The organism is Microbacterium festucae, from assembly GCF_025421715.1.
GTDB lineage: Bacteria > Actinomycetota > Actinomycetes > Actinomycetales > Microbacteriaceae > Microbacterium > Microbacterium festucae.
In genome coordinates this window covers 61,395-86,104 of sequence record NZ_JAOEFC010000001.1, presented here as the reverse complement: position 1 = coordinate 86,104, position 24,710 = coordinate 61,395, and the positions used below count along the sequence as shown (strand labels likewise).

The following is a 24,710-nucleotide window of genomic DNA, read 5'->3' as shown; positions in this document are numbered from 1 at the left end:
GGTGGTGTCGGTCAGGCGTCGATGCCCTTCACGCTGAACAGGGCGCGGTGGACGAACCCGGCGATCAGCGCGCCGACGATCGGGAACACCAGGAACACCCACAGCTGCAGCAGGGCGTCGGGCCCGCCGTAGATGGCGGTGGCCAGCGAGCGCGCCGGGTTGACCGAGGTGTTGTCGATCGGGATCGACGCGAGGTGGATGAGGGTGAGGGTGAGGCCGATCACGAGCCCGGCGAACTTCGTGCCGCGGGTGGCGTGGGTCGCGCCGAGGATGACGAGCACGAAGATGCCGGTGAACAGGATCTCGGCGATGATCGCCGCGCCCAGGCCGAAGCCGCCGGGGGAGTGCTCGCCGAAGCCGTTGCTGGCGAAGCCGCCGGCCTGCGCGTCGGCGAGCCAGCTGCCGGGTCCGAAGAGGCCGATGAGCACGATGAGGCTTGTGCCGATCGCGCCGCCGATGACCTGCGCGACGATGTAGCCGAGCGAGTCCTTCCACGCGAAGCGGCCGGCGGCGGCCAGGCCGAGAGTGACGGCGGGGTTGAAGTGGCCACCCGAGATCGGACCCCACGCGTAGGCGCCCGCCACGACCGTGAGGCCGAAGGCGAAGGCCACACCGACGAACCCGATGCCCAGCGACGACCCGTTGGCGCCGACGCCGAAGTCGGAGGCGAACAGGGCGGCGCTGATCGAGCCGAAGACCAGCACGAACGTGCCGAGGGCTTCTGCGAGCAGCTTCTGTGCGGTGGAGGGTCCGGCCGGTGAGGGCGCGTGATCGAGGGGAGTGGGGGCGACGGGCTGGTCGGGGATCGGATCGGGGCTCATGGTCGTTCCTTTCGCGGAGAATCGCCGGTTGCCGCTGATTCTGCCGCTCACCGGGGCTGTTGCACAGCATCTCGCCCCGGAATCGTCACGGCGCGTCGCGCGGCGTCACACGCCGACGGACCGACGCCTCCCGGCCGCGAGAGAACACCTGGGCGCCGAAGGTACGGGTGCCGCCCGTTCTCTCGGCGCTCCGTTGTTCTCTCGCGGCCGGGCCGAGGCGGCCGGGCCCGCGCGACCGGCGCGCGGCGGGTCAGAGGCGGCCGGCGGCTTTCAGCGCGAGGTAGCGGTCGGCGATCGCGGGGGGCAGCTCCTCGGCGGATGCCGTCAGCGCCTCGGCGCCGGCCCGCCTGACCGCCGTGGCCACCTGCTCGGCCTCGCGCACCGCGCGGGCGTAGGCGGCATCGCGGTAGACGTCCTCGGCGACGCGGCGGGATGCGGTCGGGGCGGGGTCGTCGGTGGCGGTCCCCACGAGCACACGGCTGCGCGCCGTGAGCGCCGGCAGCGATCCCAGGAACGCGCGCGCCGAGGCGACGGCATCCTGCGCGGTGAGCACGACCACGAGGGCCGGGCGGGTGGTGAAGGTGCGCACCTGGGCGAAGGCGGCGTCCCAGTCGGTGTCGATCAGCTGCGGCTCCACCGGGGCCATCGCATCCACGAGGGCCGGCAGGAGCGCGGCACCGTCCACCCGTGTCACCCGCGCGCGCACGACCCGGTCGAACATCACCAGGTGCACGTGGTCGCCGGCGCGGGCGGCGAGGGCCGCCAGCAGCAGCGCCGACTCCATCGCGGCATCCAGGCGCACGCCGTCGCCCACGCGCGTGGCGGCGGTGCGGCCGGTGTCGATGACGATCACGACGTGACGGTCGCGTTCGGGGCGCCACGTGCGCAGCATCGTGGTGCCGGCCCGGGCGGTGGCGCGCCAGTCGATGGAGCGCACGTCGTCGCCGCGCACGTACTCCCGCAGGCTGTCGAACTCGGTGCCCTGGCCGCGCACCTGCACGCTGGTGTTGCCGTCGAGCTCGCGCAGACGCACCAGGCGCGAGGGCAGGTGGCGCCGCGCCCGGAACGGGGGCAGCACCCGCAGCGCGCCGGGGGCGTCGATGCGCCGCTGCCGCCCGGCCAGGCCCACGGGCCCGCGGCTGCGGACGACCACGAACCCCGAACGCAGCTCGCCGCGACGGCGGGGACGCAGCGGCACGGCGACGGCGCGGCGCTCACCGGCGGGCACGTCCAGGCGCGGGCGATCCTGCGGGGCCCCGGCCGTCGGCTGCCACGCGTCGCGCAGCGCGCCGCTCACTCGCCGTCGCCCGTCGTTGCGCACCACGACCGACGTCTCGACGGTGTCGTCGCGCAGCGCCCGCGCCGGCAGGCGGCGGCTCACGCTGACCGCCCCCAGGTCGGCGGCGGCGACCGTGTCGGCCACCGCGGCGAGCACGCACAGCAGCAGCCAGCCCCCGGCGACCGCCCACGGCGAGGCCCCGGCGGCGCTCAGAAGCACCGTCGGGATCACCCCGAGCCCGATGGCCAGGGCGAGGCGGCCGGTCACGAACACGAGGTCACACCGGCACGCGGGTCTGCTGCACGACCGAGGCGAGCACCGCATCGGCCGAGACTCCCTCGATCTCGGCCTCGGGCCGCAGCCGCAGCCGGTGGCGCCAGGTGGGCACGAGCATGGTCTGCACGTGGTCGGGCGTGATCGCCGGGTACCCGCCCAGCCAGGCCCACGTCTTCGCCGTCGCCAGCAGCGCCGTCGCGGCGCGGGGGCTCGCGCCCAGCTGCACCGACGGGGCGTTGCGGGTGGCGCGGGCGAGATCGACGACATAGCCGAGCACGTCGTCCGAGACGGCGACGGCCGCAGCGGCGCGCTGTGCGGCGCGGATCGCCTCGGCGTCGACGACCGCCTGCAGGCCGTCGAGCGCGCGCGGTGAGAACCCGTCGGCGTGGCGGCGCAGCACGGCGATCTCGTCGTCGCGGGCGGGGGCGTCGACGACGAGCTTCAGCAGGAAGCGGTCGAGCTGGGCCTCGGGCAGCGAGTAGGTGCCCTCGTGCTCGACGGGGTTCTGCGTCGCGGCGACCAGGAACGGGTCGGGCAGCGCGCGCGAGGTGCCGTCGGCCGACACCTGCCGCTCCTCCATCGCCTCCAGCAGGGCCGCCTGGGTCTTGGGCGGGGTGCGGTTGATCTCATCGGCCAGCAGCACGTTCGTGAACACCGGCCCGGCACGGAACTCGAACGATCCGCTGCGCGCGTCGTAGACGAGCGAGCCGGTCACATCGCCCGGCATCAGGTCGGGGGTGAACTGGATGCGGGTCGTGTCGAGCCCGATCGCCCGGCTGAACGAGCGCACGAGAAGGGTCTTGGCCACACCGGGCACACCTTCCAGCAGCACGTGCCCGCGCGAGAGCAGGGCGATGAGCAGCCCCGTCACGGCGCCGTCCTGGCCGACGACGGCCTTGCCGACCTCGAGTCGGACGCGGTTCATGGCTTCGCGGAGCTCGGCGGCCTGGGGGGAGTCGCTCATCGGGTGTTCCTCTCGGGACGGGTCGTGCGGGTCAGGCGAAGGTCGAGTTCGCGCAGGCTGTCGGCGATCTCGACGAGGGCGCGGTCATCGGCGACGGTGCGATCGACGAGGATGCCGCGCACCACGGCGCGGTCGGCGCCGAGCGCGGCGGCCACGGCGTCGCTGATGGCGTGGGCGGGCGTGCCCGGGCCGAGCCCGAGGGTGCGCGCGGCGCGTCGCAGCGACGCGATCCGCAGCTCGTCGGCGGCGTGGGTGGGATCGCCCGCTGCCGCGTACAGGCGGGCGCGCCCCTCGGTGGTCTCGCCGGCGCGCACGGTGACGGGAAGGTTCTCGGCCACGAGCGGGCCGAAGCGGCGTCCCCGCCAGATCGCGGCGGCGACGGCGGCGCACACCAGCAGCAGCATGGCCGGCGTGACCCACGCGGGGGTGAGTTCGCCGAGGGTGGGCGCGGCGGCCACGTCGCTGTCGGCGAACGTCGGCACGTACCAGACCAGACGCGGGTGATGGCCGAGCAGCCCGATGCCGAGCGCCGCGTTGCCCCCGACCGCGAGGCTCTCGTTGGTGAACAGCGCCGACCCGTCCACGGCGACCAGGCGGTGTCCGTCGTCGTCGCTGACGAGCAGTCCGGCGGCGTCGCCGTCGGGGTAGCACGCGGTCACGCCGGAGTCGTCGCCGGGGGTGAACAGGAAGCCGGGGGTCAGCTCGCCGGCCCGTCCGGCTTCGGGGAGGGCGCACTGCGGTGCGACGGCGTCGAAGCCCGCACCGGCCGGCTCGGCGCCCCACAGCAGGCGCAGGTCGCGACTGCGCGGCTCGAGCACGACCGCGTCGGCGGCGGCGTCGACCAGGTCGGTGAGGGTCTCGTCCGACAGCGCGGCGGTGTCGGTGATCGCGAGGGTGGCCGTTCCCGCGGCGAGGGCGTCGACGGCGGCTGCGCGATCCCGCGCGACCACGACGTCGATGCCCTGGTCGGCGAGGATCTGCGCGAGGGCGCGCCCGCCGGCGGGGCCGGCCGCCTCGGGGTCGAGGCGTCCCTGCGCGGGAAGGGTCGACACCCCGGCGATCGCGGCCAGCACCGCTCCCACCACGAGGAAGCCGGCGACGATCGCCACCCAGGCGCCGATCGCCCGGGTGCGGCGCGGGGCCGTGGCCGACGGGGAGGCGGCGACGGGCGCCGCGGTCGTCGTCATGCGCCCGCCTCGACGGGTGTCGTCCGGGGGCGGGCGGCGGCGAGGCGCTCATCGAGCGCGGTCAGCGATGCGTACCCGGCGGGCGTCCCCGGGCGGCGGAGGTAGCGCACGTCGTCGAACAGGTCGGCGGCTTCGGCCAGGGCGGTGGCCTCGGCGGGGAAGACGGCGCCGGCCTCGCGGGCGAAGGCGTGCACGGTCGCTCCCGGTGCCGGTTCGACCACCACGCGTTCGGCCAGGGCCCGGGCGATCGCACGCAGGCGCAGCACCATGGCCTCCTCCCATTGCCGGGCCGAGGCCGCGGATGCCGCGGCGCGACGCAGCTCGCCGGCGGAGCGGCCCTCGGGTTCGCCGAACAGGTCGGCGCTCGCGCGCGAGCGCACCGCGCGGCGCGGGCGCCCCCAGATCACCAGGGCGACGACGAGCAGCGCGCCCACCAGCACGATGGCCCCGACGGCCAGGGCCGCGCCCGCTCCGGCTGTGATGTCGCCGGAGAACAGCGACACCACGAAGTCGAGCACCGCCTGTGCCGCACGGTCGAACCAGGTCGGCTCGGCGGCGCGGTAGACCGGGTCGGCGAGCTCCTGCTCGGCCAGCGAGCGCGCCTCGTCGGCGTCGGGGATCAGCGGCAGTGCCGCCAGGCGTGAGATCACGAGCGCTCCGCGGGCGCTCCCGGCGCGGTCCACTGCGTGGCGCTGGGTGCGGCGCTCGGCGGGGCTGTCTCGGGTGCTGTCGGCGGGGCCGCCGGGGTCGACTCGGGGCTTGCGGCCGGTGGCGCGGCCGGTGCGGCGGGTGCGGCGGCCGGCGGTGGGGCGCCGACGGGGACGGGCGCGCGGCCGACCACCGGCGCCGGCGGGAAGGCTCCGCCCTGCGGGAAGGCTCCGCCCTGCGGGAAGGCTCCGCCCTGCGGGACGGCTCCGCCCGGGGGTGCCCATGCGGTGGGCGGTGCCCACCGGGGGAGGGCACGGCCGACGTGCACCCGATAGGGGTCGGGAAGGTCGAGCCGGCCCGCATCGCGCTGCTCGACGTAGGCGAGCAGATCGAGGTCGAGGCCTTCGTGCCGCATCCGGCAGTCGACGTAGACCAGCGTGGTGGCCGTGGCGAGCACGACCAGCGAGATCGACTGGATGACGAAGGTGAGCGCGTAGGTGAGGAGCGTGACGACGAGGATCGCGACGGTGGCGCCCACCTCGGGGTCGCCGGTGGGGGAGAGCGTCGTGCTGATGCCGAGCGAGGCGAACGTCAGCGGGATGCTCACCACCTGGGCCAGCACGCCGAACACGGCCGAGACGATCACCGTCACCCCGAGTCCCACCCAGAAGCGGCCGCGGATGAGGGTCCACGACCGCGCGATCGCCCCGCGGACGGTGGCGCGCTCGACGACGATGATCGCCGGCACCAGCATGAGCTTGGTGCTCAGCCACAGCCACAGCGGGACGGAGGCGATCACCACCAGCAGCACCGGCACGATCGCGACCGGGCCGAGGGCGAAGCTGAGCGCGACCAGGGCGGCGCCGGCGGCCGCGGCGACGACGGCGATCACGAGGAGCAGCAGCAGCGAATAGCCGACCAGGCGCCAGACCACGGGGCGCACACGGCGCCACAACAGCCGCACGGTGAGCTTCTCGGCGACCACGGCGTGGGTCACCTCCAGCACCACCACGCCCTGCACCACGACCGTCAGCGCGGTGGCCCCGGCGGAGAGCACCACCCCGATCCCGATCATCAGCGCCGTCGACCCGATCATGACGGCCTCGAAGTCGTCGGAGCCGGGGGTGAGCGTGGCCAGGCGAGAGAAGGTGAGCACGCCGAGCCCGAAGGTCGCGCCGGCCACGACCAGCACCGCCAGCATCTGCACGCCCATCGCGAAGCCCAGCAGCACGCGCGGATTGTGGCGCAGCGCGGTGAAGGAACGACCCAGGATGGTGCCGAAACCGAGGGGCTGCAGCGGCACGATGCCCGGACGGGACGCAGGTGTCCACGTCGGATAGGGGGTCAAGCGGCCTCCTCGGACGGTCATCGCGGGTGGTCCTATCGTGGCATACGGCCCGTCCACCGGGCATGCGCACAGCCCTGTCCGTTACTGTGGACAAGGTGCGCCTCGTCCGGCGCCCCTGAGTACCCGAAGGACGTATGGGTTCCATGGCATCCCGCATCCTGGTCGTCGATGACGACACCGCCCTGGCCGAGATGATCGGCATCGTGCTGCGCACCGAGGGCTTCGAACCGGTGTTCTGCGCGGATGGTGCGATCGCCGTCGACATCTGGCGCAGCGAACGGCCCGAACTGGTGCTGCTCGATCTCATGCTGCCCGGGCTGGACGGCATCGAGATCTGCACCCGCATCCGCGCCGAGTCCGGCGTGCCCATCATCATGCTCACCGCCCGCACCGATACCGCCGACGTCGTGCGCGGGCTCGAGTCGGGCGCCGACGACTACATCGTCAAGCCCTTCAACCCGAAGGAGCTCGTCGCCCGCATCCGCACGCGGCTGCGCCCGGCCGCGCAGGCCCCCGACGAGTCGCTGCGCATCGGCGACCTCACCGTCGACGTCTCCGCCCACGAAGTGCGCCGCGGCGACAGCGTCATCGCCCTCACTCCGCTCGAGTTCGAACTGCTCGTGGCACTGGCCTCCAAGCCGCAGCAGGTCTTCTCGCGGGAGATGCTGCTCGAGCAGGTGTGGGGCTACCACTACAAGGCCGACACCCGCCTCGTGAACGTGCATGTGCAGCGGCTGCGCGCCAAGGTCGAGCTCGACCCCGACAACCCGCGCATCGTGACCACCGTGCGCGGCGTGGGCTACCGCGCCGGCGCGGTGGTGTGATCGCCGATGGCGGTCTCGCGCGCCGCCCGGTGGGCGCTGTGGCGCGATTGGCGCACCTGGCCTGACCGGCTGATCGAGTCGTGGCGCCGGTCGCTGCGCTTCCGCACGCTCGCGGTGACCCTGGGCCTCACGGCGCTGACGATCATGGTGGCGCTGGTGTGGATGGCCCTGGCGATCCAGAACGACCTGTTCGACTCCCGGGTGCGGCAGGCCGAGGCCGCCGCGGGGCGTGCCACGCAGGCCGCGCAGGAGAAGATGGACGCCGCCGTCGTCGAGGGCGACGCGAACGTGCTGCAGAACCTCATGAACGACCTGCGCGACGTCGTCTCGCGGCAGGCGGGCACCGACATGATGGTCGTCTCCCGCATCTCCTCCGAGCCCTCCGCCCTCGCCCCGCAGGACTTCCAGCGGGGATCGCTCACGGCGGAGATGATCTCGCCCGAGCTGCACCGCAGCGTGCAGGCCACGCCCGACCAGCAGTGGTGGCAGTCGATCGGGCTGCCCGGCGACGACGGACGGGTGATCCCCGGCATCGTCGTGGGCCAGCAGCTGCAGGTGCCCGAGGCGGGTGCGTACGAGCTCTACTTCGCCTACGACATGTCGGGGGAGGCGGCCACGCTCGGCTTCGTGCAGGTGACCCTGTGGGGCGTCGGCATCGCGCTGGTCGTGCTCATCGGTGCGATCTCGTGGGTGGTGCTGCGCTCGGTGACGGTGCCGATCGCGCAGGCCGCCGAGACGAGCGCGAAGCTCGCCGGCGGCGACCTGGGCGTGCGCCTGCCGGTGATGGGTGAAGACGAGTTCGCGACGCTGGGGCGCTCGTTCAACGCCATGGCCGACAGCATCGAGAGCCAGATCAAGGAGCTCGCCGATCTGTCTCTCGTGCAGCAGCGGTTCGTCTCCGACGTGTCGCACGAGCTGCGCACCCCGCTCACGACGATCCGCCTGGCCTCCGACATGCTCAACGACCAGCGCGACGAGTTCGACCCCACCACGGCGCGCACCGCCGAGCTCCTCCACGCCCAGGTGCAGCGCTTCGAGACGCTGCTGGGCGACCTGCTGGAGATCAGCCGTTACGACGCCGGCTCGGTGCAGCTCGAGCTGGAGGCCACGAGCCTCGCCCAGCTCGCCGAAGACGTCGTCGAATCGATGGCGCAGCTGGCCGAGCAGCACGGCAGCGACGTGCGGGTCGTGGCTCCCGGCGGGTATTCCCCGGTCGACATGGATCCGCGGCGCGTGCGCCGGGTGGTGCGCAACCTGCTCGGCAACGCGATCGAGCACGGCGAGGGCCGGCCCATCGTGGTCACCGTCGACAGCGACCAGCGCGCCGTCGCGCTGGGTGTGCGCGACTTCGGGCTCGGCATGAGCCCCGAGGATGCCGAGCGGGTCTTCGACCGGTTCTGGCGGGCCGACCCGTCGCGCAAGCGCACGATCGGCGGCACCGGCCTCGGCCTGTCGATCGCGCTCGGCGACGCGAAGCTGCACGGGGGCACCCTGGGGGTGTGGTCGGAGCTCGGCCGTGGCACGAACTTCGTGCTCACCCTGCCCCGGCGCGGGCAGCCGCTCGACGGCGCCAGCCCCATCCCGCTCGACCCGGGCGACGACGGCGCTCCCCTCGAGCACCTCGGGCTCACCCAGCCCATCGAGGTGCCCGGCGCGCAACGGAGAGGCCGCTGATGTCCGACCGACCGACCCGCCGCATCCTCACCGCGCTCGCCGCGGTGCTGATCCTCGCGCTCACCGCGTGCGCGGGCTTGCCCACCTCGGGACCGGTGCGCATCGGCCAGGCCGCCGGCGACGCGGGCGGCGACCTGCCCTTCGCGTATGTGCCCGACGGGCCGACCGAGGGCATGACCCCGCAGCAGGTCGTCGAGGGCTTCATCGCCGCCGGTTCCGGCCCCCGCGGCGACTGGCAGACGGCGCAGCAGTTCCTCAGCGACGACTTCCGCGAGGTGTGGAAGCCGAGCGCCTCGGTGACCGTCTACGGCCCCGGCGACCGGGCGGTCACCGCCGTCTCCGATGACGAGATCGTCGTCACCGTCGTGCCCGAGGCCACCGTCGACGAGACCGGCGCCTACGTCGTCTCCGACAGCGCGGGGCGCACCGAGCTCACCTACCGCCTCGAGCAGCAGTCCGACGGCGAGTGGCGCATCGTGCAGGCCCCCGACGGCATCGTGCTCGACCGCACCCGCTTCCAGAGCGTCTTCCGGCCCTACTCGCTCACCTACTTCGATCCGACGTGGAGCTACCTCGTCCCCGACCAGCGGTGGTTCCCGTTCGAGACGGCGGCCACCCGCATCACCGAAGCCCTCGTCGAGGGCACCCCCAGCCCGTGGCTGGCCTCGGCGGTGCGCTCCGCGTTCACCGAGAACGCCGGGCTCGCCCAGCGCTCGGTGCCGCTGCAGCAGGGCGTCGCACAGGTCGCGCTGCGCAGCAGCGCGCGCTCCCTCGACCAGCGCACGCTCGATCTGATGCAGACCCAGCTGGAGAGCAGCCTGGCCACCGCCGGGGTCATGGACGTGGAGATGCTCGTCGACGGGCAGGAGCTGGCGGCCTCGCCGGTGGGCGTGCGCGACACCCGCATCGACGCGCGCACCCTGGTGGCCTCCGAGGGGCGCTTCGGCTTCCTCTCCGGCGACGAGATCACCCCGATCCCGGGGCTGTCGGATGCCGTCGTGTCCACCGACCCGCAGGCCGTCGAGGTGTCGGCAGATCGCACCACCGCCGCCGTGCGCACCACGGGCGGTGAGATCGCCCGGGTCACCGCCACCGGGACGGTCGCCGTCATCGATCAGCGGCCGGGCGTCATCGCGCCCTCCATCGACCCCTCCGGCTACATCTACGTCGTGCCCGAAGACGACCCCGACGCGCTCATCGCCTACGCGCCCGACGGCACCGCGTACGAGCTCACCGGGGCGTGGGCCGGCGCCACGCGCATCAGCGCGCTGCGCGTCTCGCGCGACGGCACGCGCATCGCCGCGATCGTGCGCGACGGCACGCAGCCGGCCGTGTGGATCGCCTCGATCATCCGCGGCGACGACGGCGAGCCCGCCGCGCTGAGCGGGGAGCGCACCCCGCTGGCGGTGCTGGGCGGCGACGGCGTCGGCCTGGCGTGGCTCGACAGCGTGACCACGGCGGTGCTGTTCGTCGGCGACGGCGACTGGTACGTGCGCGAGCAGTCGGTGGGCGGCCCGGGCAGCGTCATCCGTGCGCGCGAGGGCACCACCTCGGTCGCCGGCGGCAACCAGTCGGGATCGGTGCGGCTGCGCGACGACGAGGGCAACCTGTTCGTGCAGCGCGGCTCCACCTGGCAGCAGGTCACCGACGGCATCGACGTGCTCGCGGTGCAGCAGGGCACCCCGGAGTGAGGCTTCCTCCCCAGGCATGAGCCGGCGGCATCCGTCCACCGATGCGTGACCGGCGCGCCCATCGCGCGGGGGGATGCCGCAGGGTGGGCCCATGCCGCTCCCACCCGCCTGGCGCGCCGCCGTCGACGAGGCGCTCGAACTCGTCTTCCCGTCATGGTGCGCGGGCTGCGACGCGCCCGGACCGGGCCTGTGCGCCCCGTGCGCGGGGGCACTGGTCGCGGCGCCCGAACGGCGCGTGCTGCCGGGCGGTCTGGCCGTGCACAGCGCGCTGCGGTTCGAGGGGGTGCGCGCACGCAGCCTCCGTGCCCTCAAGCAAGACGGTCGCACGGCCCTCGCCCGTCCCCTCGGTGCCGCGCTGGCCGCGGCGCTGGCGGCGGCTTCCGCCTCGTCTGCGGGGGCGGGGTGGGACGCGGTGGTCACGGTGCCGGGCTCCCGGGCCGCCCTGCGCCGCCGCGGCTACGTCGTCGCCGACCTGCTGGCCCGCCGCGCCGGATGCCGCCCGCTCCCGCTCCTGCGGCCGCTGCGCACCACGCGCGACCAGCGCGGGCTCGGCCGCGATGAGCGCGCAGCCAACCTCGCCGGCGCGTTCGGCGCGCGGCGCCGTGCCGACGGCATCCGGGTGGTCATCGTCGACGACGTCGTCACGACCGGGGCCACGCTCGGAGAGGCCGCGCGGGCGCTGACGGCGGCGGGTGCGGTCGTGGTGGGGGCGGCGACGGTGGCGGCGACACCGCAGCGGCTGCCGGCGTCGTCATATCCGGTTTTCCTGGGAAGTCGCGCGTGACAGGGATGCCCGGCACAGATAGCGTGGAGGGGACAAGGCGAACTCAGGGTCCGCCCTTGACCGGGAGGACCCGGAACAAGGAGGTCAGGATGGAAACCAGCATTGTCGGGGTCGGAGTGAGCGTGTCCGATCGCTTCCGCACCGTCGCTGAAGAGAAGTCCGTTCGGATCGAGAACCTCGCTCCGCGCGCGCAGCGCCTGGATGTCAAGGTCACTCATCGCGCGTACCACAACGGCAGTCGCGAAGAGGAGACGGTGGAGCTCACCGTCACCGGCAAGGGCCCCGTGGTGCGGGCCGAAGCCACCGATGGCGACAAGTTCACGGCACTCGACCTCGCCGTCGACAAGCTCGCCGAGCAGTTGCGGCGCGCCAAGGACAAGCGCGTCGACGCGCGCAACCACCCGCGCGGGGCGAAGCTCGACAAGGAGAGCGGCGGCCTCGCCGGCATCGACGTGCAGCCCGCCTCCGTGGAGGCGTTGCGTGCCGTGGCGACCGGGGAGATCCCGGTGGCGCTGAACCCGCAGGAAGACGAGGACTACACACCGGTCGTCATCCGCCAGAAGAGCTTCGACGCCGAGTGGATGACCGTCGAAGAGGCGGTCGACCGCATGGAGCTGGTCGGTCACGACTTCTTCCTGTTCATCGACGTGCGCACCGACCACCCGGCGGTCGTCTACCGCCGCAAGGGCTGGGACTACGGTGTGATCGCGCTCGAGACGACGGCCTCACCGGTCGCCGAGATCGCATCCTGAGCTGAACACGCGAAGGGCGGATGCCGGTCGGCATCCGCCCTTCGTCATGTCCGGTGTCGGAGCGCGGGGTCGGGAGGGGTCAGTCGAACATGCCGTCGAGCAGGCCGCCGATGACGAGACCGCCGAGGATGCCGCCGACGAGGTCGCCCCCGCCGCCGCGACGTCCGCCGCCGCCCCAGCCCTGCTGCTGGCCGCCCCAGCCGCCCGGGCCGCCCTGACCCCAGCCGCCGTCGTTCGGGCGTCCGGAGTCGATGTCGCGCTGGGCGAGCTGCAGCGCCTCGGCGGCGAGCGTGCCGCAGCGGCGGGCGAGGGCCATCACCTGCTCGCGGTCGTCTTCGGGGATCGAGGGCCCCACCGTCGACAGCTCCAGGCGCACCCGCTCGGCCTCGGCCAGGCGCGTGCGCGCGTCGGCGCCGATCCAGCCGCGGTGACCCGAGATCACGCTGCGCGCCACGCCCAGCTGGCGGTCGGCGTCGTCGATGGCGTGACGCACGTGCGCCTCGGGCGGCACCGGGCGCTCGGCGCGCGCACGGGCCTTGTCGACGGCGGCATCCAGAGCGGCGTTGGCCTCGCGCAGGCGCGTGAGCTCGCCGAACGGGTCGGGCTTGTGACCGGCGGGGGTGAGGCTGCCGAGCTCGCGGTCGAGCACCGCCATGGCGCTGGAGACGGCGGGGACGGCGGCGTACTGCTTGGCGACGGCGAGGTCTTCGCGCGAGTCGAGCACGATCGCGTCGAGCGTCGACTCGGCGCGCAGCGCCTCGACCTCGTACTGGTCGACCGCCTCGATGAGCGTGCCCGCCCGGCGGGCGGCCTCGATCGCGGTCTCCAGGGCCAGGTTGGCCTGCTCGCGCTGGTCGGCTTCGCGGCGGCGCTCCGAGACCTCGGCGCCGTGCACGGCGAACTCCAGCAGCTGACGCGCTTCGGCGGCGTTGCCCGAGACCTTGCGCAGCGCCTCATCCGAGTAGCGCGCGGCGAGGCGGTCGAGGGTGGCCTCGAGCTGGGGGAGCCGGGTGCGCAGGCGCTCCACGTCGCTGCGGATCCCGGCGATGATCTCGGGAGCGCGGCGCGCGCGCTCGATGGGGGCGGCCAGCGCCTCGGTGCGGTCGTCGAGCAGCTCCTCGGCCCACTCGCACAGCTGCAGGATGCGGGCGTGCCGGGTGCGCAGCTCTTCGGGGGTGTCGGGGATCTCGTCGTGGTTGAGCTGGTTGAGGTGGAACGCCTCACCGAGGTGCTCGCGCACGGCCGTCAGCGCGTCGCGCAGGTCGGAGGTCGCGTCGGCGCCCAGCTCGATCTCGGCGTAGAGCAGCTCGTCGGCGGTGGTGCGGATGCGCTCGTCGGTGGCCACGAGCGCGGCCCCCGCCCGCCGGCCGAGCTCGGCATCCTTCTCGGCGAGCTCTTCGCGCTCCTTCTTACGGTTGCCCCAGAATCCGGCCATGGTTCGATCCTATGGCGCCGCGCCGAGTCCCCGACCGACAGGACGGCGGTGCACAGCAACCGCAAAGGTCACGGGCGGATAACATGGGAAGTCGTGCCGTACCCGTGCGCGTGCGACCGGGCGCTGTGTCATCGTCGCCCGCACCCGACAGATGGAGACCCTCCGTGGCGAACCCCCTCGAGAAACTGCTCCGTGCCGGTGAGGGACGCATCCTCCGCCGACTGCAGCAGGTCGTGAAGGCCGTCGGCGCCCTCGAAGAGGACTACGCGCAGCTCACCGACGAAGAGCTGCGCGGCGAGACCGCCGAACTGCGTGCCCGCCACCAGGCCGGCGAGTCGCTGGACAAGCTGATGCCCGAGGCCTTCGCGGCCGTCCGCGAGGCGGCCAAGCGCACCCTCGGCCAGCGTCCCTACGACGTGCAGATCATGGGCGGCGCCGCCCTGCACCTCGGCAACATCGCCGAGATGAAGACCGGTGAGGGCAAGACCCTGACGGCGACCTTCGCGGTCTACCTCAACGCGATCGCCGGCGAGGGCGTGCACGTCATCACCGTCAACGACTTCCTCGCCTCGTACCAGTCCGAGCTCATGGGCCGCGTGTACCGCGCCCTCGGCATGACGACCGGCACGATCATCTCGGGGCAGACCCCCGAGGTGCGCCGCGAGCAGTACGCCGCCGACATCACCTACGGCACCAACAACGAGTTCGGCTTCGACTACCTGCGCGACAACATGGCCTGGCGCCGTGAAGACCTCGTGCAGCGCGGCCACTTCTTCGCCATCGTCGACGAGGTCGACTCGATCCTCATCGACGAGGCGCGCACCCCGCTGATCATCTCGGGGCCGTCGTCGGGCGAGGCCAACCGCTGGTTCGTGGAGTTCGCCAAGATCGCCAAGACCCTCGAGGCGGGCGTGGACTACGAGGTCGACGAGAAGAAGCGCACCATCGGCGTGCTCGAGCCCGGCATCGAGAAGGTCGAGGACTACCTCGGCATCGACAACCTCTACGAGTCGGCCAACACGCCTCTCATCTCGTTCCTCAACAACTCGATCAAGGCGCTGGCGCTGTTCAAGCGCGACACCGACTACGTCGTGATGAACGACGAGGTCATGATCGTCGACGAGCACACCGGCCGCATCCTCGTGGGCCGCCGGTACAACGAAGGCATCCATCAGGCCATCGAGGCCAAAGAGGCGGTGCCCGTCAAGGCCGAGAACCAGACCCTCGCCACCGTCACGCTGCAGAACTACTTCCGTCTGTACGACAAGCTCGCCGGCATGACCGGAACGGCCGAGACCGAGGCCGCCGAGTTCATGTCGACGTACAAGCTCGGCGTCGTTCCCATCCCGACCAACAAGCCGATGATCCGCAAGGACATGCCCGACCTCGTCTACAAGAACGAGCAGGCCAAGTTCGTGCAGGTCGTCGAAGACATCGCCGAGCGCCACGCCACCGGCCAGCCGGTGCTGGTGGGCACGGTCAGCGTCGAGAAGAGCGAGTACCTGTCGAGGATGCTGGCCAAGAAGGGCATCAAGCACGAGGTCCTCAACGCCAAGAACCACGCCCGTGAGGCCGAGATCGTCGCCCGCGCGGGGCGTTTGAACGCCGTCACCGTCGCCACCAACATGGCCGGCCGCGGTACCGACATCATGCTCGGCGGCAACGCCGAGTTCATGGCCGTGCAGGAGATGAAGGCCAAGGGCCTCGACCCCGTCGAGACGCCCGACGAGTACGAGTCGGCGTGGGACGAGGTCTACGTGGCCATGCGCGACACCGTCGCCGAAGAGAGCGTCAAGGTCGTCGAGGCCGGTGGCCTCTACGTGCTCGGCACCGAGCGCCACGAGTCGCGCCGCATCGACAACCAGCTGCGCGGACGTTCGGGCCGTCAGGGCGACCCCGGCGAGAGCCGCTTCTACCTGTCGCTGACCGACGACCTCATGCGCCTGTTCCAGTCGGGCGCCGCCGAGGCCATCCTCGCGCGCACCAACTTCCCCGACGACGTCGCCATCGAGTCGACCATGGTCTCCCGCGCCATCAAGAGCGCACAGAGCCAGGTCGAGTCGCGCAACGCCGAGATCCGCAAGAACGTCCTCAAGTACGACGACGTCCTCAACCGGCAGCGCGAGGCGATCTACGCCGACCGTCGCCACATCCTCGAGGGCGATGACATCGCCGGCCGTGTCGAGCACTTCATCGAGGATGCCGTCGGCGCCGTGATCGACGACCACACCGGCAGCGGGCACACCGAGAGCTGGGACTTCGACGCGCTGTGGACCGAGCTGAAGACGCTCTACCCGGTGGACGTCACCATCGACGAGGTCGTCGCCGAGAGCGGCGGCGCGAAGGGCCGCGTCACCTCGGAGGGCCTCAAGCGCGAGATCCTCTCCGACGCGAAGATCGCCTACGCCAAGCGCGAGGAGAAGCTCGGTGAGGCGGCCATGCGCGAGCTCGAGCGCCGCGTCGTGCTGCAGGTGCTCGACCGCCGCTGGCGCGACCACCTCTACGAGATGGACTACCTCAAGGACGGCATCGGCCTGCGCGCGATGGCACAGCGCGACCCGCTGATCGAGTACCAGCGCGAGGGCTTCCAGATGTTCCAGTCGATGATGGGGCAGATCAAGGAGGAGTCGGTCGGCTTCCTCTACAACCTCGAGGTCGAGGTGCGCAGCGCCGCCGAGGGCCAGGTCGAGGCCAAGGGCCTCACCACCCCGGGTGTGGAGCAGCAGCGTCTGCAGTACACGGCGCCCGGCACCGACGGCGAGGTCGAGGTGCGCAACGACCGCGGTCAGGTGCAGCAGGCGGCGACCACGAAGCTGCGCCAGCAGGCGCAGGCGGCCCCGTCGGCTCCCGAGCAGGAGGCCGCCCGCGGCGCCTTCGGGCAGCGCACCGAGTCGCAGGGCGCGGCCCCCGCCGCGCAGAACCGCGCCCAGCGGCGCGCCGCCGACAAGAAGAAGTGAGTGCCGTCGGCGGCGCGTGCAGGCCACGCGCCGCCGATTGGCACGGGCGCGGCGCCGATATCCTGATGCGATGACACCGCGCATCCTGGATCAGTCGTCGAAGCTCAAGGACGTCCTCTACGAGATCCGTGGTGCCGCCCTCGTCGAGGCCGATCGCCTCGAAGCCGACGGCCACACGATCCTCAAGCTCAACACCGGCAACCCGGCGGTGTTCGGGTTCGAAGCGCCGTTCCAGATCGTGCGCGACATGATCGAGGCCATCCCGCACGCGCACGGCTACAGCGACAGCCGCGGCATCATGTCGGCCCGCCGCGCCGTCGTCTCCCGCTACGAGCAGGTCCCCGGCTTCCCGCAGTTCGATCCCGACCACGTGTACCTCGGCAACGGCGTGTCGGAGCTGATCACCATGACCATGCAGGCGCTGCTGGACACCGGTGACGAGGTGCTCATCCCGTCGCCGGACTACCCGCTGTGGACCGCGATGACCAGCCTCGCCGGCGGCACGCCCCTGCACTACCGCTGCGACCCCGACAACGACTGGCAGCCCGACCTCGAGCACATGCGCTCGCTCATCACCGAGCGCACCAAGGCGATCGTCGTCATCAACCCGAACAACCCCACCGGCGCCGTCTACAGCCGCGAGGTGCTGAAGGGGATCGTCGAGATCGCGCGCGAGCACGAGCTGCTCCTGCTGTCGGATGAGATCTACGACCGCATCCTCTTCGACGACGCCGAGCACATCCCGCTCGCAACTCTCGCCCCCGACCTGCTCTGCCTCACCTTCAACGGTCTGTCCAAGACCTACCGGGTGGCCGGCTACCGCTCGGGATGGATGGTCATCACCGGGCCGCAGAAGCACGCCGAGGGCTTCCTCGAAGGCATCCAGCTGCTCGCCTCCACCCGGCTCTGCCCCAACGTGCCGGCGCAGCACGCCGTGCAGGCCGCGCTGTCGGGGGTGCAGTCGATCAACTCGCTCATCGCCCCCACCGGGCGACTCCACGAGCAGCGGGATGCCGCCTACGCGGCGCTCACCGCCATCCCGGGTGTCGAGTGCGTCAAGCCGCGGGGAGCGCTCTACGCGTTCCCGCGCCTCGACCCCAAGGTCTACGACATCCGCGACGACGCCAAGTTCGTCTACGACTTCCTCGTCGCCGAGCACGTGCTGCTCGTGCAGGGCACCGGATTCAACTGGCCGACGCCCGACCACTTCCGCATCGTCACCCTCCCCGAAGCCCGCGTGCTCACCGAGGCCATCGAGCGCCTCGGCAACTTCCTGTCGTCGTACCGGCAGTAGGGCGCGGGGCGCGGCGCGGCCCGGGGCGGGGCCTGGTGGCGGGGCGCGGTTTGTGGGACGTGGCGCGTGGGTGCGTCCCGCGATCGGCGGGTCGCGGCCGGCGTACCGGCACTTTGCGGGACATGGTTCTCGAGCGCGTCCCGCGAATGACGGTTTGAGGTCGGTGCACTCGCACTCCGTGGGACACAGTGCGCGAGCGCGTCCCGCGAATGACGGTTTGAGGTCGGTGCACTCGCACTTCGCGGGACACGGTTCGTGGGTGCGTCCCTCGGATGCTGGGTTGGGTGGCATCCGCAGTTTGTGCGACATGGTGCGCGAGCGCGTCCCGGGGATCGCGGGTTGAGGCCGGCGCATTCGCACTATGTGGGACATGCGGCTCGGTTGCGTCCCGCGAATGGTGGATCGATGCCCGTGTACCCGCACTTTGCGGGACATGGTGCGCGGGCGTGTCCCGCAGACGGTGGGTGGCCGCTGGAGGACTCGCATTCTGTGGGACGTAGCGCGTGGGGGTGTCTCGCAGACGGTGGGTGGTCGCTGGAGGACTCGCATTCTGTGGGACCTGCCGCGTGGGGTTGTCCCGCGAATGGTGAGTCGGGGCCCGTAGAACCGCATTTCGCGGGACCTGGCGCGTGGGTGTGTCTCGCAAATGGTGGGTGATGGCTGCAGGAGCCGCGTTTTCCGGGACGTGGAGACGGGGTCGGTCTCGCGGATGGTGGGTCGGCCATGCGGCATCCGTCGAATGCGGGATGCGGTCGCGGCATGGTGCCTGGCGGGGGAGCGGCGGGCGGATGCCACGGGCCGGGCGCGCGGGCGGATGCCATCCGCCGAGTGCCAGGCCCGAGTTGGGGGCGCGGCGCGCATCAGGGGGCGGATGGTCCACCGAGTGCACGGGCGGAGTGCGGTGCGCTCCGGGGTCGCGCCCAGTCGGATGCGGGGACAGGCGTCACGTCATCGGGTGCCGCCAACCGACTCGAGAAGCCGCCAGCCCGACGCGAGGAGCCGCCAGCCCGACTCGAGGAGCCGGCGACCAGCTCACCCGATCCGACCGGCTCAGCCGATCCGACCGGCTCACCCGATCCCGGTCCCACTTGCGCGGACCGCTCCTGCCTCAGGGAGGGGTCAGAGGAGGGAGAGCGAGGTGGCGCGCCAGCGGCCGTCCCAGCCTTCGAGGCGGATGGCGATCGCGCGGGTGCGGGCGGGGCCGGCGGAGATGACGACGCCTTCGACGACCCCGTCGGCGGGGGAGCAGGCGCGGATCGACAGGATCTGATGCGCCGGACGCTGGGCGCTCACCCCGCGGGCGCTGCGGGCGCGGGCAGACAGGTTCGCGCGCGTCACGAGCACGCGGTATGCGTCTTCGCCGAGCCATCGGGCGAGCTGATCGACCTCGCGTACACCCGCGAGCACCTCCAGCACTCCGATCGCGAGGTTCTTCAGCAGGGGTTCGGCGGCGGGGAGATCATCGGTCGAGGTGCGCTGGGGAGCGAAGTACTCGGCCACCTGCAGAGCGGTGGCGCCTCGACGCGGCGACCGCTCCGACGATGACGACGGCGGGACCATGGCGGCCTCCTTGTCCACGGGGCGGGGGTTCACAGCAGGAGCGCGATCCCGACCCGCAGAGCAACCGCCGGTGGGATGCGACGTGGCACGAGTAGAGCACAGCGACACGCCCGACAGGATGAGAATCCTTTCACTGTGGACAAGCGGCGCGAGGGCGCTGTGGACAACATCCGCGGCCGCGCCGGTGCTGCTCTAGCCTCGCGTCGTGCGCTGGGATCGGTTCTTCGAAGACCTCGAAGATCAGCTCGACTCCGAATGGGAGGCCGAGCGCGCCGCGCTGGACACCGAGGCCGAGCGGCTGCGACTGTCACGCATCGAGTTGCACGACCGGCTGGTGGCTCTGCTCGACCACGATCTCGCGCTCGACCTGCACGGCGGCACGTCGTTGACCGGCCGGATGACGGCCGTCGGAGCCGACTGGTGCGCGCTGGCCTCCGAGGCGCGCAGATCGGGTCCGGTCATCGCACCGCTGCACGCGGTGACCGCCCTCGCGCTGCCGCACGCCGCCCTGCTCGCCAGTGCGCGGGACGCCGCACCGGGGGAGACGCTGCGTCGCCGCATGACCTTCGGGTTCGTGCTGCGCGATCTCGCGCGCCGGCGCGTTCCGGTGACGGTGCACCTGGCCGACGGGCGGCAGCTGACCGGCACGATCGATCGCGCCGGCGCCGACCACCTCGACCTGGCGCTGCACGACACCGCGGCGCCGCGGCATCCGCACAGCGTCACCGGCCATCGACTCGTCACCTTCACCGCGATCGCCGCCGTGCGGGCGGATGCTCCGGCCGAGATCCCCTGAGCGGGCTGACCCGTCGGCCGAGATCCCCTGAGCGGGCTGGACCCAGCCCGACCTGCTCAGTCGGGGCGGCGCACCGCCCCGCGCCCCCACAGTTCGGGGAAGCTGGCGGCGTTGGACTCCCGCCACAGCGCGATGCGCCGCGCCTCTTCGGCCTGGTCGTCGAGGTAGGCCTCGACGCTGTCGGGGGTGACGCGCCACTGCGCCGGCGATCCGACGCGCATGCCCGACAGGCGTCCGTCGAGCACGAGGGCGAGCACCTCATCGACGGTCACCTGCAGCATCTCTCCCACTTGCGCGGGAGTCAGCAGGCGCGCGGGATCAGACGGGTGCTCGGGCATGAGGCCATTATCTGCCGCGTCCGCCGCGAGCGGACGGCCCCGCGCCGGGTTGTGGATAACGTCGTCGCGCATCGGATCGCTCGGTCACCATGGGGTGCATGACCACCGCCGATGCCGCCCGTCCCCGGGCCCGCGCCTTCTGGTCGGATGCGCGGTTCCTGCTCGGCGTCGCGCTGATCGCCGCTTCGATCGCCGGGGTGTGGGCCGTCGTCGCCGTCGCGCGCACCACGGTGCCGGTGTTCGCCGCGACCCGCACGATCGTGCCCGGCGAGGCGGTCTCCGGCGACGACCTGCGGGTCGTCGAGGTCGCCCTCGGCCAGGTGGGCGAGGCGTACACCGCGCCGGGACTGCTCGAGCCGGGCGCCGTCGCGACCCGCACGATCGCCGCCGGCGAACTCATCCCGCGCAGCGCGGTCGGCGACGCCGGAGCAGCACGCACGACGACGGTGGTCGTCGACAGCGCCACCGATGTGCCGGCCGCCATCGTGCCGGGCAGCGTGGTCGAGGTGTGGTCGGCGGCTCCGCTGGAGGGCGGCCGCTTCGACACCCCGCGCATCCTCGTGCCCGCCGCCACGGTCGCCGCCGTCGCCACCGACGACGGTGTCGTGGCCTCGGCCGGCGCGTCGCTCGAGCTCGTCATCGACCGGGCCGACGTGGCCGACACCCTCGCCGCCGTCGCCGCCGGCGCGAGCCTGTCGGTGGTGCCGTTGTCGGGGGCCGGCACCGACGCCGCTGCGGAGGCCGCCGCGGACGACGGCTCCGAGGCACCGGGGACGACGCCGTGAAGGTGCTGCTGGCGGTGACCGCGGGGGCCGGCGCCCTCGCCGAGTCGCTGCGCGACGACGGTGCGGAGGTCGAGCTCGTCGCCGCCCGCGCCCCGGCGGAGGCTGTCGCCGACGCCGTGGCGGGGCCGCTGTCGGCACAGGTGCTCGCCGCGCTCAGCCGGGCCGACGTGCTCATCATCGACGCGACCCGCGACGGCCTGACCGCCGATCTCGTCGCCGTGTGCGACCGGTTCTCGGTGCGGATCGTGGCCCGCTGCATCGGCGCCTCCGGCCACCGCCTGGCCGAGATGTTCGGGGTCGCGGCCCACGACGACACGGCGCCGGCCGCCGACTTCCTGCGGGAGCCCGCCGCCGCGGCTACCGGCCCCTCCGAGCGCGGCCGCGTGATCGCGGTGTGGGGCCCCGCCGGCGCGCCGGGACGCACCACGGTCGCGACCGGTATCGCGGTCGAGCTCGCCCGCCGCGGTCACCGCGTCGGCCTCGTCGACGCCGACTCCCACGCGCCCTCGCTCGCCCTGTCGCTGGGCATCGCCGACGAGGGCCCCGGGTTCCCTGCCGCGTGCCGCCAGGCTGCACGCGGGGCGCTGACCGTCGCCGAGCTGCAGCGCATCGCCGTGCCGCTGGGGCCCGTGGAGGTGCTCGCCGGCATCAACCGCCCCGCCCGCTGGCCCGAGCTCTCGCACGAGCGGGTCGTGGCCGCGCTCGACGTCTGCCGCGACTGGGTGCAGATGACCGTGGTCGACCTCGCGGGGCCGCTCGAGCGCGACGAGGAGATCGTCAGCGACCTGGAGGGTCCGCGCCGGAACGCCGCGACCCTCGCCGCCCTCTCGGCCGCCGACCTCGTGGTGGGGGTGTGCGCCGCCGACCCCGTCGGGGTCTCGCGCTTCGTGCGCGGGCACGCAGAGCTGCGCGCCGTGATCGGCGCCACCCCGCTGCGGGTGCTCGTCAACAAGACCCGCAACGGCGCCCTCGGCATCGACGCACGAGGGCAGGTGCGCCGCACCCTCGAGCGCTTCGCCGGGCTGTCCGACATCTCCTTCGCCCCCTGGGACCAGAAGGCGACGGATGCCGCGCTGCTCACCGCACAGCCGGCCGGGCGCGCCGCGGGGCGCTCGCCGCTGGCGGCGGCCCTGCGGCGGTTCACCGAGGATGCGATCGACCGGTCGCCCGCACCCCGCGCCGCCGCATCCGGCCCGCGCCGCACCCCGCAGCTCGCGCGCACGGCCTGAGGCCGGTGCCCGACCCGGACTGCCCGTCCGAACCGACCCCGCTCCCGAGACCCCGGACCCCACCGAGACCCCCGGCGCCACCGGGTTCCTCCGGCGCCGGCGCGCACGTGCCGAGCGCCGGGTCGGTAGCCTGGACTCGTGTCGACACTCAGCGATCTCGTGTACGCCCAGGGCCGCTCCAGCGAAGCCGACGTCGAGTGGCTGCACCGCCTCGCCGGCGACGGACAGCTGCTGGCCGACCTCGCCTTCGCCGACATCGTCGTGTGGGTGCCGACGGCCGACGACTCGTTCATCGCGGTGGCCCACACCCGTCCGAGCGGTGCGGCGACGCTGTTCTACCGTGACATCGTCGGCGACCTCGTGCGGCCGCAGTGGCGCACCCAGGTCAACGACGCCTTCACGCAGCTGCGCATCGTCGACTCGGCCTCGCCCGACTGGTTCGAAGAGACCCCCACTCGGGTGCGGGCGGTGCCGATCGTGCGCGCCCTGGGCACCGACTCGTCGGCGCCCGTCGTCGTCGGCGTGCTCACCCGGCACACCAACCTCGGCGAGGCGCGCACGCCCTCGCGCCAGCAGATCACGTTCAACGACTGCGCCGACGACCTGTTCGGCATGATCGCCACCGCCGACTTCCCCGACCTGGCCGCGCCCACCTCGCCGCGCCGCGGTGCGCCGCGCGCCTCCGACGGCCTCATCCGCCTCGACGTGGACGGGATCACCACCTTCGCCAGCCCCAACGCGCTGTCGGCGTTCAACCGCCTCGGCTTCGACGACGAGCTGGAGGGGGAGGACCTGCTGGCCGTCACCACCGGCATCCTGCCCGCCAACCGCGAGTTCGACGAGTCGCTGCCCATCGTCATGGCCGGTCGCGCACCCTGGCGTGCCGACATCGAGGCCCGCGGCGTGACGGTGTCACTGCGCACGATCCCGCTGCGCGACCACCGCACCCGCGTGGGCGCGGTGGTGCTGTGCCGCGACGTCACCGAGATCCGTCACCAGGAGCAGGAGCTCATCACCAAGGACGCGACGATCCGCGAGATCCACCACCGGGTGAAGAACAACCTGCAGACCGTCGCATCGCTGCTGCGCATCCAGTCGCGGCGCACCCACTCCGAGGACGCCCGCGACGCCCTCACCCACGCCATGCGCCGCGTGTCGGCGATCGCCGTTGTGCACGACACCCTCTCGGAGGGCCTCGCGCAGAACGTCGACTTCGACGACGTGTTCAACCGGGTGCTGAAGCTCGTCGCCGAGGTGGCCGCTTCCCCCAACACCCGGGCGCGCACGCGCAAGACCGGCACGTTCGGCACCCTCCCCAGCGAGTACGCCACGCCGCTCGCCCTCGCGCTGACCGAGTTGGTCACCAACGCGGTCGAGCACGGCCTGGCCGACAAGGAGGGCGAGGTCGAGATCATCGCCGAGCGCTCCGAAGACCGCCTCGAGGTGCGGGTGCGCGACGACGGCGTGGGCCTTCCCGAGGGTCAGGTCGGCCGGGGCCTGGGCACGCAGATCGTGCGCACCCTCATCCAGGGCGAGCTGAGCGGCACCATCGACTGGCACACGCTCGTGGGCAGCGGCACCGAGGTGACGATCGACATTCCGATGCGCTACATCGAGCGCGCCCCGCACTGACGCGAGCGCGCCCCGTACTGACGCGAGGTCAGTCCGGGGCGGCGGCAGGAAGATGTGGCGTCAGGAGGCGCGGCGCGCGCGGGCGGCGCGGCGCTTGAGAGCGCGGCGCTCGTCCTCGGAGAGCCCGCCCCACACGCCCGAGTCCTGACCGGACTCGAGGGCGTACTGCAGGCAGATCTCGGTGACCGTGCAACGAGCACAGACGGCCTTGGCCTTCTCGATCTGGTCGACGGCCGGGCCGGTGTTCCCTACGGGGAAGAACAGCTCCGGGTCGACGGTGAGGCAGGCGGCTTTGTCGCGCCAATCCATAGTGACGTGCTCCTTGATGCAGGGATTGAGAGTTCGATTCGGGCAAGAGACGTTCGGGACGTCGGCTACCCTGGTGGGTGTGCGAGCTTTTCGCTCGCCCCACCACGCTGTGGGAGCACACGCTTCC

21 protein-coding genes are annotated in these 24,710 nt (G+C 72.8%); 11 read left to right on the top strand and 10 right to left on the bottom strand.

The window, feature by feature from the left end; all coding sequences use genetic code 11:
- Positions 1 to 11: 11 nt before the first annotated feature.
- From aqpZ to N3K63_RS00375, 6 genes are all read right to left on the bottom strand, one after another.
- Complete coding sequence (gene aqpZ / locus N3K63_RS00400) at positions 12 to 821, bottom strand: aquaporin Z (RefSeq protein ID WP_261577984.1); 810 nt, start codon at positions 819 to 821, stop codon at positions 12 to 14.
- 250 nt (positions 822 to 1,071) lie between these two features.
- Positions 1,072 to 2,373, bottom strand: a complete 1,302-nt coding sequence (locus N3K63_RS00395) for a DUF58 domain-containing protein (protein WP_261577983.1) — start codon at positions 2,371 to 2,373, stop codon at positions 1,072 to 1,074.
- A 4-nt stretch (positions 2,374 to 2,377) separates the two neighbouring features.
- Positions 2,378 to 3,340 (bottom strand): AAA family ATPase, encoded by a 963-nt coding sequence (locus N3K63_RS00390; protein ID WP_261577982.1) that lies wholly within the window; start codon positions 3,338 to 3,340, stop codon positions 2,378 to 2,380.
- Positions 3,337 to 4,527: a DUF4350 domain-containing protein gene (locus tag N3K63_RS00385; RefSeq protein ID WP_261577981.1), complete on the bottom strand. Its 1,191-nt coding sequence runs from the start codon at positions 4,525 to 4,527 to the stop codon at positions 3,337 to 3,339. The genes N3K63_RS00390 and N3K63_RS00385 overlap by 4 nt, the downstream gene beginning before the upstream one ends.
- A complete protein-coding gene (locus N3K63_RS00380; protein WP_261577980.1) occupies positions 4,524 to 5,177 on the bottom strand; it encodes a DUF4129 domain-containing protein in 654 nt (217 codons plus the stop codon). The genes N3K63_RS00385 and N3K63_RS00380 overlap by 4 nt, the downstream gene beginning before the upstream one ends.
- Positions 5,174 to 6,523: a glycerophosphoryl diester phosphodiesterase membrane domain-containing protein gene (locus tag N3K63_RS00375; RefSeq protein ID WP_261577979.1), complete on the bottom strand. Its 1,350-nt coding sequence runs from the start codon at positions 6,521 to 6,523 to the stop codon at positions 5,174 to 5,176. The genes N3K63_RS00380 and N3K63_RS00375 overlap by 4 nt, the downstream gene beginning before the upstream one ends.
- A gap of 143 nt (positions 6,524 to 6,666) precedes the next feature.
- Between N3K63_RS00375 and mtrA the strand changes: the two genes are divergently transcribed.
- The 5 genes from mtrA (at position 6,667) to hpf (ending at position 12,248) form a co-directional block, all read left to right on the top strand.
- Positions 6,667 to 7,347 carry an MtrAB system response regulator MtrA gene (gene mtrA / locus N3K63_RS00370; RefSeq protein ID WP_261577978.1) on the top strand — a complete coding sequence of 227 codons (681 nt, stop codon included), beginning with the start codon at positions 6,667 to 6,669 and terminating at the stop codon, positions 7,345 to 7,347.
- A 6-nt stretch (positions 7,348 to 7,353) separates the two neighbouring features.
- Entirely contained in the window at positions 7,354 to 9,021 is a 1,668-nt protein-coding gene (mtrB, locus tag N3K63_RS00365; protein ID WP_261577977.1) for an MtrAB system histidine kinase MtrB, read from the top strand.
- Positions 9,021 to 10,712 (top strand): LpqB family beta-propeller domain-containing protein, encoded by a 1,692-nt coding sequence (locus N3K63_RS00360; protein ID WP_261577976.1) that lies wholly within the window; start codon positions 9,021 to 9,023, stop codon positions 10,710 to 10,712. Before mtrB ends, N3K63_RS00360 begins: the two co-directional genes overlap by 1 nt.
- A 91-nt stretch (positions 10,713 to 10,803) precedes the next feature.
- Positions 10,804 to 11,496 carry a ComF family protein gene (locus N3K63_RS00355; RefSeq protein ID WP_261577975.1) on the top strand — a complete coding sequence of 231 codons (693 nt, stop codon included), beginning with the start codon at positions 10,804 to 10,806 and terminating at the stop codon, positions 11,494 to 11,496.
- A gap of 89 nt (positions 11,497 to 11,585) precedes the next feature.
- Positions 11,586 to 12,248: a ribosome hibernation-promoting factor, HPF/YfiA family gene (hpf, locus tag N3K63_RS00350; protein ID WP_261577974.1), complete on the top strand. Its 663-nt coding sequence runs from the start codon at positions 11,586 to 11,588 to the stop codon at positions 12,246 to 12,248.
- 79 nt (positions 12,249 to 12,327) lie between these two features.
- Here the strand turns inward: hpf and N3K63_RS00345 are convergent, their stop codons facing one another.
- Complete coding sequence (locus N3K63_RS00345) at positions 12,328 to 13,683, bottom strand: hypothetical protein (RefSeq protein ID WP_261577973.1); 1,356 nt, start codon at positions 13,681 to 13,683, stop codon at positions 12,328 to 12,330.
- 164 nt (positions 13,684 to 13,847) lie between these two features.
- Between N3K63_RS00345 and secA the strand changes: the two genes are divergently transcribed.
- Positions 13,848 to 16,640, top strand: a complete 2,793-nt coding sequence (gene secA / locus N3K63_RS00340; RefSeq protein WP_261577972.1) for a preprotein translocase subunit SecA — start codon at positions 13,848 to 13,850, stop codon at positions 16,638 to 16,640.
- 70 nt (positions 16,641 to 16,710) lie between these two features.
- On the top strand, positions 16,711 to 17,934 hold the full coding sequence (locus N3K63_RS00335) for a pyridoxal phosphate-dependent aminotransferase (RefSeq protein WP_261577971.1): 1,224 nt from the start codon (positions 16,711 to 16,713) through the stop codon (positions 17,932 to 17,934).
- Between the two features lie 1,119 nt (positions 17,935 to 19,053).
- On the opposite strand, the gene N3K63_RS00330 is transcribed toward N3K63_RS00335, so the two are convergent.
- A complete protein-coding gene (locus tag N3K63_RS00330) occupies positions 19,054 to 19,494 on the bottom strand; it encodes an Rv3235 family protein (RefSeq protein WP_261577970.1) in 441 nt (146 codons plus the stop codon).
- Between the two features lie 205 nt (positions 19,495 to 19,699).
- On the opposite strand from N3K63_RS00330, the gene N3K63_RS00325 reads away from it, so the two are divergent.
- Complete coding sequence (locus N3K63_RS00325) at positions 19,700 to 20,290, top strand: hypothetical protein (RefSeq protein WP_261577969.1); 591 nt, start codon at positions 19,700 to 19,702, stop codon at positions 20,288 to 20,290.
- Between the two features lie 56 nt (positions 20,291 to 20,346).
- Here N3K63_RS00325 and N3K63_RS00320 read toward each other — a convergent pair whose 3' ends face one another.
- Entirely contained in the window at positions 20,347 to 20,628 is a 282-nt protein-coding gene (locus N3K63_RS00320) for a helix-turn-helix domain-containing protein (protein WP_261577968.1), read from the bottom strand.
- A gap of 98 nt (positions 20,629 to 20,726) precedes the next feature.
- Here N3K63_RS00320 and N3K63_RS00315 point away from each other — a divergent pair, with 98 nt between their 5' ends.
- From N3K63_RS00315 to N3K63_RS00305, 3 genes are all read left to right on the top strand, one after another.
- Positions 20,727 to 21,413, top strand: coding sequence for an SAF domain-containing protein (locus N3K63_RS00315; protein ID WP_261577967.1), 687 nt, complete (start codon positions 20,727 to 20,729; stop codon positions 21,411 to 21,413).
- Positions 21,410 to 22,642 carry an AAA family ATPase gene (locus N3K63_RS00310; protein ID WP_261577966.1) on the top strand — a complete coding sequence of 411 codons (1,233 nt, stop codon included), beginning with the start codon at positions 21,410 to 21,412 and terminating at the stop codon, positions 22,640 to 22,642. The genes N3K63_RS00315 and N3K63_RS00310 overlap by 4 nt, the downstream gene beginning before the upstream one ends.
- Positions 22,643 to 22,780: 138 nt before the next feature.
- Positions 22,781 to 24,274 carry a sensor histidine kinase gene (locus N3K63_RS00305; RefSeq protein WP_261577965.1) on the top strand — a complete coding sequence of 498 codons (1,494 nt, stop codon included), beginning with the start codon at positions 22,781 to 22,783 and terminating at the stop codon, positions 24,272 to 24,274.
- A gap of 60 nt (positions 24,275 to 24,334) precedes the next feature.
- Here N3K63_RS00305 and N3K63_RS00300 read toward each other — a convergent pair whose 3' ends face one another.
- Positions 24,335 to 24,583 (bottom strand): WhiB family transcriptional regulator, encoded by a 249-nt coding sequence (locus tag N3K63_RS00300; protein ID WP_036295594.1) that lies wholly within the window; start codon positions 24,581 to 24,583, stop codon positions 24,335 to 24,337.
- Between the last annotated feature and the right edge of the window lie 127 nt (positions 24,584 to 24,710).